The organism is Nocardia cerradoensis NBRC 101014 (assembly GCF_000308535.1).
GTDB classification, from domain to species: domain Bacteria; phylum Actinomycetota; class Actinomycetes; order Mycobacteriales; family Mycobacteriaceae; genus Nocardia; species Nocardia cerradoensis.
The window spans coordinates 1-14,870 of sequence record NZ_BAFW01000236.1 but is presented as its reverse complement, the minus strand read 5'-3'; the positions used below and the strand labels follow the sequence as shown (position 1 = coordinate 14,870).

1 protein-coding gene is annotated in these 14,870 nt (G+C 70.9%); it reads left to right on the top strand.

The features are described 5' to 3' along the window. A partial coding sequence (locus ON23_RS24335) for a non-ribosomal peptide synthetase (RefSeq protein ID WP_039781030.1) occupies positions 1–14,870 on the top strand: 14,870 nt, incomplete at both ends.

Genomic DNA, 14,870 nt, shown 5'->3' with positions numbered 1-14,870 from the left:
GGATTACCCGCTCGCCAATCCGGTGGCGCAATTCGATCTCGCGCTGTCGCTCGCCGAGATCGACGGTCCGCAGGGGCGCGAACTGCAGGCGGTGCTGCGATACGCCACCGATCTGTTCGACGTGTCGACGGTCTCCGCCCTCGGGCGCCGCCTGCTGCGCGTGCTCACCGCGGTGACCGCGAACCCCGACGTCCGCATCCGGGACATCGACCTGCTGGAACTGTCCGAACGGTTGCAGGTCCTCGACATCTGGAATGCGACCGCCACCGAAATCGACCGCACCGCGACTCTTCCCGTGCTGTTCGACGTCCAGGCCGCGCGCACGCCCAAGGCCCCCGCGATCACCTACGCGGAGACGACGCTGACCTATGCCGAATTCGGCGCTCGCGTGAACCGGCTCGCCCGCCACCTGATCGCACAGGGCGTGGGCCCCGGATCCCTGGTGGCACTGCATATGCGCCGTTCGCTGGAACTCGTGGTCGGCATGTACGCGACCGTCGCCGCGGGAGCCGGATATGTGCCGCTGGACCCCGACCATCCCGCCGAACGCATCCGCTACGTCCTGGAGACCGCGCGACCGGCCTGTGTGCTCGCCACCACCGATGCGCCGGTGCGGGCGGAGTCGGCGCCGCCCGTGCTCGACCTCGATCGGCTGGACGTGTCCGGCTATGCCGACGGTCCGCTGACGACTGTGGATCGGCTGGGCAGTCTGCGGGCGGAGCATGTGGCGTATGTGATTTTCACGTCGGGTTCGACGGGTCGTCCGAAGGGTGTGGCGGTGAGTCACGGGGCGATTGTGAATCGTCTGGTGTGGATGCAGTCCGAGTATGGGTTGAGTTCGGATGATGTGGTGTTGCAGAAGACTCCGGCGACGTTCGATGTGTCGGTGTGGGAGTTCTTCTGGCCGTTGCAGGTGGGTGCGCGGTTGGTGGTGGCGCGTCCGGACGGGCATCGCGACCCGGCCTACCTCGCACACCTGATTAGCGCGGAGACGATCACGACCGCGCACTTCGTGCCCTCGATGCTGGACGTCTTCGTCGACGCGCTGGCCGATGGCTCCACGATGGCTCCCGCGAGCCTGCGCCGTGTGTTCACCTCGGGTGAGGCGTTGGCGGTGGATACGGCGGCGCGTTGGCGTGGGCTGGGTGGTGCGCCGTTGCACAATTTGTACGGTCCGACCGAGGCCGCGGTGGATGTCACCTTCCACGAGGTGACCGATGCCGACACCGTGACGGTGCCGATCGGCCGTCCGGTGGCCAATACCCGTGTCTACGTGCTCGATTCGACATTGCGGCCGGTACCCGTCGGCGTGGCGGGCGAGTTGTACCTCGCCGGAGCACAATTGGCCGAAGGATATATCGCCCGCCCCGACCTCACCGCGGACCGCTTCGTCGCCGACCCCTTCCGCGCCGGCGAACGCATGTATCGCACCGGCGATATCGCGCGCTGGCAGGCCACGGGCGAACTGGAATACGTGGGCCGCGCCGATTTCCAGGTGAAGCTGCGCGGCCTGCGCATCGAACTCGGCGAAATCGACAGTGCCCTGCGTGAATCCGAGGGCGTCGCCCAGGCGGTGGCCGTGGTGCGCGACGACCGCGACACCGGCGATCGGATCGTCGCCTACGTGGTCGCCGCATCCGGCCGTGACCTCGACGCCGACCGGCTGCGTGCCGACTGTGCCCGGCGGCTGCCCGAATACATGGTCCCCGCGGTGATCATGACCATGGACGCGCTGCCACTCAACGCGTCGGGCAAGCTGGATCGAAAAGCTCTGCCGGAACCCGCTTTCCGCGCACAAGCCTTCCGCGCACCCGGTACGCGGGCCGAACTCGCCGTCGCCGCCGTCTACGCGGAGCTGCTCGGGCTGGACCGCGTCGGACTCGACGACGACTTCTTCGCCCTCGGCGGCAATTCGCTGACCGCCACCCGGGTCGCGGCCAGACTGGGCGCCGAACTCGATGCCGAACTGCCCGTGCGCCTGATCTTCGACGCACCGTCCGTCGGTGAATTGGCCGCCCGCGCAGCGGAATTCGCGGGCCGCGGCGCCGCCGTGCCGCTGATCGCGCGCCCGCGCCCGGATCTGGTGCCGCTCTCGCCGGCGCAGCAGCGCATGTGGTTCCTCAACCGGTTCGACCCCGGCCAGAGTGTGCACAACATCCCCGTCGCGCTGCGCCTCACCGGTGCGCTGGATACGGCGGCCCTGGAATCCGCGCTCGCCGATATCGTCGCGCGGCACGAAACGCTGCGCACGGTGTATCCGGATATCGGCGGCATCGGCTATCAGCAGATCCGGCCCGCCGACCACGTACCGGTGCTGTCGCGGCTGCACGGGGACGACATCGCCACGGCCATCGGCACATTCGTCGCCGAACCGTTCGATGTGACCACCGAGGTTCCGCTGCGCGTGGGCCTGCTGCCCGTGCGATCGGAAAGCAGTGCGCCCGAACACGTTCTGGTACTCGTCGTGCACCACATCGCCGCGGACGGCTTCTCGATGGGACCGCTGGCCCGCGATATCGCCACGGCGTACGCGGCCCGCAGCACCGGGACCGCCCCGCAGTGGCAGGAGCTGGCGATCCAGTACGCCGACTACGCGCTGTGGCAGCGCGAGGTGCTCGGCGCGGAATCCGACCCCGGCTCCTCGGCCGCCCGCCAACTGCGGTTCTGGCGCGACCGGTTGCGCGGCCTCCCGGCCCGGCTGGACCTGACCACGGACCGGCCGCGCCCGGCGGTTGCCGGTCACACCGCGGCCACGGTGACCGTCGACTTCGACGCGCGGCTGCGAACCGGCCTGGACGAACTGGCCGGACGCTACGAGAGCACGCCGTTCATGGTGGTGCACGCCGCGCTCGCGGTACTGCTCGCCCGGATGTCGGGCACCGGCGATATCGCCATCGGCGCACCGGTCGCCGGGCGCGGTGCGGCGGTCCTCGACGATCTGGTCGGCATGTTCGTCAACACCCTCGTACTGCGAGCCGAGATCCGGCCGGCGCAGCCGTTCTCGGCCGTGCTGCGGCAGGTGCGCGAGGAGGATCTCGCCGCCTTCGCCCACGCCGACATCCCGTTCGAACGGCTGGTCGAGGTGCTCGACCCGCCGCGTTCGCAAGCCCACCATCCGCTGTTCCAGGTGGCGTTGTTCTTCCAGAACCTGAACCCGGTGACGGTCGAACTGGGTGAGCTGAGCGTCGGTGAGGTGCGCCTCGACACCGCGGTGAATCCGTTCGACCTGCAGGTCACCGTCACCGAACGGGAGCTCGGGTTCACCTATGCGACAGAGCTTTTCGATGCCGCGACGGTCGAGAGCCTGGCCGCGCGGTTCCTGCGGGTGATCGAGTCGGTGATCGCCGATCCACAGCGCGTCGTCGGCGATATCGACCTGTTCGCCGCAGGTGAGCGCGAACGCGTCCTCACCGAGTGGAACGATTCGGCGCATATCGGTTTCGGAGCGGAACTGCTGCTCGACGAATTCGAAGCACAGGCGGCGACCGCACCGCAGCTGCCCGCCGTGCGCTACGTCCCGGACGACGGTTCGGCGCCGGCCGTCCTCACATACGGCGAACTCGACAGCCGCAGCAACCGTCTCGCGCGCCACCTCATCGCCACCGGGGTGGGACCGGAATCACTGGTCGCCCTGTCGATCCGGCGCTCACCGGCGTTGGTCGTGGCGATGTACGCCGTGCTCAAGGCCGGCGGGGCGTACGTCCCGATCGATCCCGACCATCCCGCCCAGCGCGTCGCCCACATCCTGGATACGGCCCGGCCCGCGGTGCTGCTCACCACCACCGGCGCCGAGGTGGACTTCGAGGGCTCGACCGTCGCGGTCGACACCGTCGCGCTCGACGCCTACCGCGACGATCCGATCGCGGTGAACGAACGCCACAGCCCGATGTACGCGAACCATCCGGCCTACGTGCTCTTCACCTCCGGTTCCACCGGAAAACCCAAGGGCGTCACCATCACCCACGCCGCGATCGTCAATCAGATGACGTGGATGCAGGCCGAATACCGGCTCACCGCCGCGGATGTGTACCTGCAGAAGACCGCGACGACCTTCGACGTCTCTTTGTGGGGCTACTTCCTGCCGTTGCGGATCGGCGCCACCCTGGTGCTGGCCGCCCCGGACGGCCACCGCGATCCGGCCTATCTCGCCGACACCATCGCCGAATACGGCGTCACCGTCACCGATTTCGTGCCGTCGATGCTCAGCGTCTTCGCCGCCCAGGTCCCCCCGGCGCAGGTGCGGTCACTGCGGCAGGTGTTCGTCATCGGTGAGGCGCTGCCCGCCGAGACGGTGCGGGCGTTCGGTGCGATCAGCCCGGCGCGGCTGCACAACCTGTACGGGCCCACCGAGGCGGCCGTCTCCATCACCTACCGCGATGTCACCGGGGTGACCGATCGTCCGGCCCTGCCGATCGGCCGGCCCGAATGGAACAGCCGCGTCTACGTGCTGGATTCACGGCTGCAGCCGACCCCGCCCGGTGTCGCGGGCGAGTTGTACCTGGCCGGTACCCAGCTGGCGCGCGGCTACTACGGCCGCGCCGACCTCACCGCCGACCGGTTCGTGGCCGACCCGTTCGCTGGATTCGATGGGGGCACTCCCGAGCACGGATCTCGTATGTACCGCACCGGTGATCTGGTGCGCTGGGACGTCAGCGGTGACACACCCGAGCTGATCTACCTCGGCCGCACCGACTTCCAGGTGAAATTCCGCGGCCAGCGCATCGAACTCGGTGAGATCGAGGCGGTCCTCGCGGCGGTGCCCGGCGTCGCCGCGGCCGCCGTGCGGATCGTGGCGGCTCCGGGCGGCGACCACCTCATCGGTTTCGTCACCCCGGCCGGCGACGGATCCGCCGGCCCCGCCCTGGGTGACCGGGCGCGCGACGCGGCCGTCGCCCAGCTGCCCGGATATATGGTCCCCTCGGCCGTGGTCGTCCTGGACGCGTTCCCGCTCAACGCCTCCGGCAAGCTCGATCGCGGGGCATTGCCCGACGCCGGTGATCCGCGGGTCGCGGCGGTCTTCGGCGGTGACGAATACCGTGAGCCGAGCACCCCGGCCGAGCGGCTCGTCGCCGAGACGTTCGCGCAGGTACTCGGCATCGAACGGGCCGGCGCCGACGACGACTTCTTCGCCCTCGGCGGCAATTCGCTCGTCGCGACCCGGGTGCTGGCCCGGCTGGGTGAGCGCCACGGCCGCCGCATTCCGGTCCGCATGCTGTTCGAACACCCGACCGTCGCCGGTCTGGCCGCCGCCATGATCGCCGATACCGACGGCGCCGCAACGGATCTGCTCGGCCCGATCGCCGCCGAACGCCCCGGCGTCGTTCCGCTGGCGCCGGTGCAGCAGGGCATGTGGTTCCTCAACCGCCTGGCCCCGGATACGGCGGCCGACAACATCGCGGTCGCGGTCCGCGTCCTCGGCGATCTGGACGAGGCGACCATGCACGCCGCCTTCACCGATGTGGTCACCCGCCACGAGGCGCTGCGCACCTACTATCCGCTCGATGCCGAGGGCACGGGCTGCCAGGTGGTCCTGCCGCCCGATCGGGCGCCCATCGAATTCGAGACCCGCTCCGGCGTCGCGGCACAGTCCATCGCCGACTTCGCCGGACGCGGTTTCGACGTGACCGCCGCACCGCCGGTGCGGGCCCTGCTCATCCGGGAATCCGAGACCAGCCACGTCTTCGTGGTGGTCGTCCACCACATCGCCGCCGACGGCTATTCGCTGAATCCGCTGCTGCGGGATCTGATCGCCGCCTATCTGGCCCGTCGGACCCGGACCGCGCCGAACTGGCCCGAACTGCCCGTGCAGTATGCGGATTACGCACTGTGGCAACAGGAGTCGCTGGGCGCCGCCGAGGCCGAACACCTGGACTTCTGGACCCGCACGCTGGCGGATCTGCCGGACGAACTCGCCCTGCCCGCCGATCGGCCGCGCCCGCCGGTGGCCTCGCGCCGGGGTGCGGTCGTGCGCGGACGCATCGACGGCGCCGTCGCCGGTGCGGTCCACCGCCTCGCCAAGGCGCACGGCGCGACCCCGTTCATGGTCTGGCACGCGGCCCTGACCGTGCTGCTGGGCCGGCTGTCCGGTGGTGACGACATCGCCGTCGGCACTCCCGTCGCCGGACGCGGCGCCAGCGCACTGGACGAGCTGGTCGGCATGTTCGTCAACACCCTGACGTTGCGGACGAGGCCCCGGAGCACCGACAGCTTCGATGCGGTACTCGACCACACGCGGACCGTCGATCTGGCCGCATTCGCCCATGCGGCACTGCCTTTCGATCGCGTGGTCGACGCCCTGGGCGTGACGCGCACGGCCGACCGCAACCCGCTGTTCACGGTGTCGCTGAGCTATCTCAACCTCGGCTCGCAGACCCATGCCGTACCGGGGTTGATCCTCGAACCGGTCGAATTCGACCGCCCGGTGGCCAAATTCGACCTGCAGTTCACCGTGTCGGACGAACTCGACGCCGACGGGCATCTGCCGCTCGAACTCACCTACGCCACCGATCTGTACGACCCGGCCACCGCGGCGGGACTGCTGCGGCGGCTGGGCCGGGTGATCGGTGCGGCCGTCGCCGAACCGCAGCGCGCCGTCGGCGACATCGACCTGCTGTCCCCGTCCGAGCACGCGGCCCTGCTCGACGCCCGCCCCACACCGTTCGTCGCCGCCCGCACCCTGGCGGAGTTCCTGGCCGAGGCGGCCCGGCGCAACCCCACCGGTACCGCGCTGTGCGGCGACGGCCGGGAGGTGAGCTATGCGGAACTGGACGCCGAGTCCAGCCGGTTGGCGCGCGTTCTGATCGAATCCGGTGTCGGCGCCGAGGATTTCGTCGCGATCGCGATCACCCGCTCGGTGCGGTGGGTGGTGGCCTGGTGGGCGGTGGCGAAGGCGGGAGCCGCCTTCCTGCCGGTCGATCCGGACTATCCGCCCGAACGGATCGCGCATATGCTCGCCGATTCCGGTGCGGCCGTGGGCATCACGACCGTCGCCGACGCCGCGGCCCTGCCCGGCACGGTGCGCGCGATCACCATCGACGCGCCGGATATCGCCGCGCGCCTGCGCACTACCTCCGCGGAGCCGATCGCGGCGCACGAACTGCTGCGCCCGGTCCGGTTGCAGAATCCGGCGTGGATGATCTACACCTCCGGCACGACCGGGAAGCCGAAGGGCGTCGTGGTGACGCACGGCGGTATCGGGGCCATCGTGGCCGCGCATCGCCGGCACTATCGGATCGACTCGGGCGCGCGGGTCCTGCACGCCTCCTCCCCGAGCTTCGACGCCTCGATGCTGGAACTGCTGATGGCCTTCGCGGGCTCGGCGACCGCCGTCATCGCGCCGGTCGGCGTCTACGGTGGCGACGAGCTGACGGAATTGATGGCAGCGCAACGAGTTTCGCATGCCTTCATCACCCCCGCCGTCCTGCGGACCCTCGACCCCGCCGCACTGCCGCGGCTGCGGCGGCTGACGGTCGGCGGTGAGGCCTACGGTCCGGACCTGATGGCCCGCTGGGCCGCGGACCGCGAATTCCACAACACCTACGGCCCGACCGAAACCACCGTCTTCGCGACCGTGAGCGCGGTGAAGCGTCCGGGCGACCCGCTGGATATGGGCGCTCCGATCGCCGGGATGGCGGCGGTGGTGCTCGACGGGCGGCTGCGCCCGGTGCCGGCCGGCGTCACCGGTGAGCTGTATCTGCGCGGCCCGGGCCTGGCGCGCGGCTACCACGCGCGGGCGGCGCTGACGGCCGAACGTTTCGTCGCCGATCCGCACGGCGCGCCGGGCGAGCGGCTCTACCGCACCGGCGATCTGGTGCGCTGGGTCGTGCGCGGCGAGGACTACGTCGTCGAATATGTGGGCCGGTCGGATCACCAGGTGAAGGTCCGCGGTCTGCGCATCGAACTGGGCGAGATCGACGCGGTGCTCGGTGCGCACGAGTCGGTCGAATTCGTGGCCACCCTGGGCCATCTCGATGCCGCGGGGGAGACGTCGCTGGTCGCCTACGTGGTCCCCGCACCCGGGCACACCGTCGACGTCGACGAACTGGTGGCCCATGCCTCCCGCAGTCTCACCGCGTATATGGTGCCGGCCGCGATCATGGTCATCGACCGGATTCCGCTGACGCCGACCGGCAAACTGGACCGAAAGGCACTGCCGGAGCCGGTTTTCCGGGTCGCCGAATTCCGTGCCCCGCGCACCGCCGCCGAATCCACGGTCGCCGAGATCGTGGCCGGGGTGCTGGGCCTCGCCGAATCCCGCCGCGTCGGCCTGGACGACGACTTCTTCGCTCTCGGCGGAAACTCGCTCACGGCAACCCGATTGGCGGCGCGGCTCGGCGCGGCGTTCGACACGACGGTGCCGGTGCGTGCTGTCTTCGAACAGCCCACGGTGGCCGGGCTGGCGTCCGCCGCCGCGGCGCCGGAGGGCGCGCCGGCCCGGGTGGCGCTGACCCCGCGCGCTGTCGACGGTCCGGTGCCGCTGTCGCTCGCGCAGCAGCGCATGTGGCTGCTCAACCGTATGGACGAACATTCCGCCGCGTACACGATCCCGCTGGCCATGCGGTTGCGCGGCGAGCTCGACGTGGCCGCGCTGAACGCCGCATTCGCCGATGTGGTGGCCCGGCACGAGGTGTTGCGCACGGTGTATCCGCAGACCGAGGCCGGGCCGGTGCAGGTGATCCTGCCCGTCGCCGACGCCTCGGCGCCGCGGTTGACGCCGGTGCCGCTGGCCGGCGCCGACATGCTCGACGCGGTATCGCGGTTCGTCACCGAGCCGTTCGATGTGACGGCCGCGGTGCCGCTGCGGGCCCGGCTGTTCGTCGTCACCGACGCACCGACCGGCGAGTACGTGCTCGTCGTGGCCGTCCATCACATCGCCGCCGACGGTTCCTCGCTGGTCCCGCTGGCCCGGGACGTGATGACCGCCTACGCCGCCCGCCGCACGGGGACCGCGCCCGGCTGGACGCCGCTGCCCGTCCAGTACGCCGACTTCGCGCTCTGGCAGCGGGAGGTGCTCGGCTCCGAGGACGATCCGGAATCGCCGGCCGCCCGGCAGATCGGCTACTGGACGCGCGCGCTGGCGGGGTTGCCCGACCAGCTGGCGCTGCCCACCGATCGGCCGCGTCCGGCGACGGTCTCCACCGCCGGCGGCACCGTGGACTTCGCCGTCGACGCGGCGACACACACCCGCCTGATCGAGATCGGCCGCACCCACGGCGCGACGCTGTTCATGGTGATGCACGCCGCCTTCGCGACCCTGTTGTCGCGGCTGGCCGCCGCGACGGATATCGCGATCGGCACGCCCATCGCGGGCCGCGGCGACCGGGCGCTCGACGAGTTGGTCGGCATGTTCGTCAACACCCTGGTGTTGCGCACCGAGGTCGATCCGGGCGCCGGCTTCTCCGCACTGCTCGCGGGTGTGCGCGACGGCGATCTGGCCGCTTTCTCCCATGCCGACATCCCGTTCGAGCGGTTGGTCGAGGTGCTGAACCCGGCCCGGTCGACCGCCCGGCATCCGCTGTTCCAGGTCGGCTTCTCCTTCCACAACCAGGCCGCCGCGGAGTTCGCGCTGGACGGATTGACGGTGAGCGCGGCGGATTTCGACACCGCCGTCTCGCAGTTCGACCTGCATCTGGTGATCACCGACCGCTACGACGCGTCCGGTGCGCCGCTCGGCATGGCCGCCTCGCTCACCTACGCCACCGCACTCTTCGACGCCCCCACCGTGGCCGGGTTCGGCGAGCGGCTGCTGCGGCTGCTGGACGCCGTATGTGCCGATCCGGCCCGGGCCGTCGGCTCGGTGGATCTGCTCGCACCGCAGGAGCGGGTGCGGATTCTGCGAACCTGGAACGACACTGCCGTACCAGGTTGCGCGACAACGCTTCCCGCGCTGTGGAACGCGACGGTGGCAGCGGCCGGCACCGCGCCGGCGCTGATCATCGATCGCGACGGTATCGGTGAACCGGTGAGCTACGCCGAGCTCTCGGCGCAGGTCGGTCGGCTCGCCCGGCATCTCATCGCGCTGGGCGTCGGACCGGAGACGCGCGTGGCGCTGGCCCTGCGCCGATCCCGGGAGCTGATCGCCGCCATGTACGCGGTCACCGTCGCCGGTGGCGCGTATGTGCCGGTCGATCCGGATCAACCGGCCGAACGCGTCGGCTACATCCTCTCGACCGCCGCTCCGCTGTGTGTGCTGACCACCTCGGATATCGCGCCGACGCTGCCGGACGAGACGGTGCGCGTGGTGGACGTCGACGCCGTGCCGGAGCTGTCCACCGCCCCGGTGACCGATCGGGACCGCCGGGCTCCGCTGCTGCCGCAGCACCCGGCCTATGTCGTCTTCACCTCGGGATCGACGGGCCGGCCGAAGGGCGTCACCGTCTCCCACGAGGCGATCGTCAACCAATTGCGCTGGAAGACCGCAGAATTCGGGCTGGGCGTCGACGATGCGGTGTTGCTGAAGACCGCCGCCACCTTCGACCTCTCGGTCTGGGAATTCTGGTCCGCCGCCGTCTCCGGCGGCAGGCTCGTGGTCGCCGCACCGGACGGCCATCGCGATCCCGCCTACCTCGACGAGCTGATGCGGCGCGAACAGGTGACCACGCTGCACGCCGTCCCGTCGATGCTCGACGCGCTGCTCACCGCGTCCGGCGGCAGCCTGCCGCCCTCGCTGCGCCGCGTCCTCGCCATCGGTGAGGCCCTGCCCGCCACCACCGCGCAGCGCGTGCGCCGCGACAGTTCCGCCCGGCTGTACAACCTCTACGGCCCGACCGAGGCCGCGGTCTCGATCACCAGTCACGCCGTCGACGACACCGATACGGTGGCGGTCCCGATCGGCCGCCCGGAGGCCAACAGCCGGGTGTACGTGCTGGATTCGCGGCTGCTGCCGGTGCCGGTGGGCGTGCCCGGTGAGCTGTATCTCGCCGGTGCGCAGCTGGCTCGCGGCTATCACGGCCGCGCGGATCTGACCGCGGAACGGTTCGTGGCCGATCCGTTCGAACCCGGAACGCGCATGTATCGCACCGGCGACGTGGTGGCGTGGAACGCCGCCGGCGAACTCGAATACCGGGGCCGCACCGATTTCCAGGTGAAGGTGCGGGGCTTCCGCATCGAACTCGGCGAAATCGAGGCGGCGCTGCTCGCGCTGCCGGCGCTCGCCCAGGTCGCTGTGCTGGCGGTCTCCGATCCGCGCACCGCCGACCGGCTGGTCGCCTACCTCGTCCCGTCCGCCGGGGATATCGACGTCGCCGACGTGAAAAGGGCGCTGGCACAGACACTTCCGTCGTACATGGTGCCCGAGGCGTTCGTCGTCCTCGACGCGCTGCCGCTGACGGTGAACGGCAAGCTGGACCGGGCCGCGCTGCCTCGCCCCGCCTTCGAGGCGACGGCCTACCGCGCCCCCGCCACACCGGTGGAACAGGCGATCGCCGACATCTACGCCGAGGTGCTGGGGTCACCCCGGGTCGGCGCCGACGACGATTTCTTCGCCCTCGGCGGCAATTCGCTGCTGGCAACCCAGGTATCCGCGCGCCTCGGCGCGGCCCTGGACGCCCGGATTCCGGTCCGGCTGCTGTTCGAGGCGTCGACGGTGGCCGCGCTCGCGGTGCGGGTGGACGGCCACATCGGCTCCGGCGGCCGCACCGCGCTGACCGCCGGACCGCGGCCCGAGGCGCTGCCGCTGTCGCTGGCGCAGCAGCGGATGTGGTTCCTCAACCAGTTCGAACCGGAATCCGCGGCCTACAACGTGCCGGCCGCCGTGCGGCTGCGCGGACAGCTGCGGGTCGACGCACTGCGGCAGGCCGTGCTCGACGTGCTGAGCCGGCACGAGGTGTTGCGTACCGTCTACCCGCAGACTGCCGAGGGCGTCGTGCAGCACATCCTGCCCACCGCGCAGGTGGGCGCGGATCTCACGCCGCGGCCGGTCGGCGCGGAGGAGGTCGCGGCGTGCATCGCCGAGCTGGCCGCGGCCGGGTTCGATGTGAGCGCCGAGGTGCCGATCCGCGTTGCGCTGCTGCGGCTTTCGGCCGACGAGCACGTGCTGGTCTTCGTGGTGCATCACATCGCCGCCGACGGCTGGTCCATGCGGCCGCTGACCCGCGATGTGATGCTCGCCTACACCGCCCGCCGCGCGGGCGAGGCTCCGCACTGGTCCCCGCTGCCGGTGCAGTACGCGGATTACGCGCTGTGGCAGCGCCAGGTGCTCGGCTCGGAAGACGATGCGCGAAGCCTGATCTCGACGCAGGCCCGCTACTGGCGTGAGCAGCTGGCCGGTATGCCGGACGAGGTGAATCTGCCCGCCGATCGCCCGCGACCGGCGGTGCAGTCCGCGCGCGGCGGACGAGTGGTGTTCCCCCTCTCGGCACAGCTGCGCGCGGATCTGGTCGAACTGGGCCGCGCCCACAACGCGACGCTGTTCATGGTCGTGCACGCCGCATGGGCGCTGTTCGTGGCACGGATGGCCGGTACCGACGATGTCGCCGTCGGCACCCCCATCGCGGGCCGCGGCGAGGCCGAACTCGACGATGTGGTCGGCATGTTCGTCAACACCCTGGTGCTGCGCACCCGGGTGCCGGGCGAGGTGAGCTTCGCCGAATTGCTCCGCACCGCCCGCGATACCGACCTGCAGGCCTTCGGGCACGCCGATCTGCCGTTCGAGCGGTTGGTGGAGCTGGTGAATCCGGAGCGCTCCACGGCACGCCATCCGCTGTTCCAGGTGATGCTGACCTTCCAGAACCTGCCGCAGCGCGATATCGCATTGCCCGGCCTGCGGGTCGAGGCCGTCGATTTCGATTTCGACGCCGAACAATTCGACCTGTCGCTGACCGTGCAGGAGACCGGGGAGGGGCTGCTCGCCGACCTCTCGTACGCGCGTGATCTGTTCGACCACACCACGGTCGAGTCGTTCGCCCGGCGCTTCACCGGACTGCTCGCGGCCGTGGCCGCCACCCCGGAGCAGACCGTCGGCAGCCTGCCGCTGCTGTCGGAGGCGGAGTACCAGCAGTTCACCCGGATGGACGGTGGCCCGGTCCTCGCCGACGGGTTGCTGCCGGAGATCTTCACGCGCGGCCTGCGTCACGGTGCCGACCGGGTCGCGGTGCGCATCGACGGCCGATCGGTGACCTACGGGGAGCTGGACCGGCAGTCCTCGCGGCTGGCCCGCATGCTCATCGACGCGGGCGTCGGGCCGGAGCGGTCGGTGGCGATCGCGCTGCCGCGCTCCTACGAGATGATCGCCGCGGTCTGGGCGGTCGCGAAGGCCGGCGGTGCGTACGTGCCGGTCGATCCGAGCTATCCGCCCGATCGGGTGCGGCACATGGTGGTCGACTCCGCCGCCATAATTGGTGTCACCACAAGGGAATTCGCCGCTGATCTGCCCGCGGCCACCACCTGGTTGTCACTGGACGACGAGGCCACCGGCGCCGCCTGCGCGCGCCGCTCGCCCGATCCGATCACCGACGCCGACCGCCTCCGTCCGCTGCGCCCGGACAACGCCGCCTACACCATCTACACCTCGGGTTCGACCGGTCTGCCGAAGGGCGTGACGGTCACCCACCGGCGGGTCGCCAATCTCGCGGCCCATGCCACCCGGCTGTGCCGGGTGGAACCGCGGCACCGCTTCCTGCACGTCTGCTCGCCGAGTTTCGATCAGTCGCTGGAGGAGTGGCTGCTGACCTTCGGCAGCGGCGCCACCCTGGTCATCGCGCCGCCGTCGGTGCTGGGCGGACAGGAACTCGCCGATCTGCTGCGCGACGAGCGGGTCACCCACACCATGATCACCCCGGCCATGCTGGCCACCGTGGATCCGTCCGGACTGCCGGACCTCGAGGTCGTCGGCGCCGGCGGCGACGCGACCACGCCGGAACTGCTGGCCAAATGGCAGCCCGGCCGCCGCTTCGTCAACAGCTACGGCCCGACCGAGGCCACCATCTCCTCCGCGTACGCGATTCTGGTCGCGGGCGTGCCGATCACCATCGGCACCCCGGTGCCGGGCACGACCACGCTCGTGCTCGACGCGCGGATGCAACCGGTGCCGCCCGGTGTCGCGGGTGAGCTGTACGTCGTGGGCGAGGCCCTGGCCCGCGGTTACCACGCCCGGGCGGGACTGAGCGCCGGCCGTTTCGTCGCCTGCCCGTGGGGTGCGCCCGGCACCCGGATGTATCGCACCGGCGACCTGGTCCGCTGGATCGCCGGCGGCACGGGGGAGTGGGAACTGGAGTATCTGGGCCGCACCGACTTCCAGGTCAAGGTGCGCGGCTTCCGCATCGAACTCGGCGAGATCGACGCGGTGCTCACCGGTCACGACGACATCGATTTCGCGGTCACCCTGGGCCGCGAGACACCGGCCGGTGCCACCGCACTGGTGTCGTATGTGCGTGCGGTGCAGGGACGTTCGATCGATCCGCAGCAGGTGACCGCCTACGCCGCGCGCAGTCTGCCGTCGCATATGGTGCCGGCCGCGGTCGTCGTCCTCGACCACGTCCCGCTCACCCCGGTGGGCAAACTGGATCGGAAGGCGTTGCCGGAACCGCGGTTCCAGGCGCGGCCGTACCGTGAACCGGCCACGCCGCAGCAGCGTCTGGTCGCGGTGGTGCTGGCCGAGGCGCTCGGTGTGCCGCGGGTCGGCGCCGACGACGACTTCTTCGAACTGGGCGGCAACTCGCTCATCGCCACCCAGGTCGTCGCGCGCCTGGGTGCCCGGACGGCGACCCGGATCCCGGTGCGCACGGTGTTCGAGGCGCCGACGGTGCGTGCGCTGGCCGAACGGCTCGCCGCCCACGCCGGTGCGGCGAGGGTCGAGCTCACCGCTCGCCCCCGGCCGCACCGGATCCCGTTGTCGCCGGCACAGCAGCGGATGTGGTTGCTCAACCGCATGG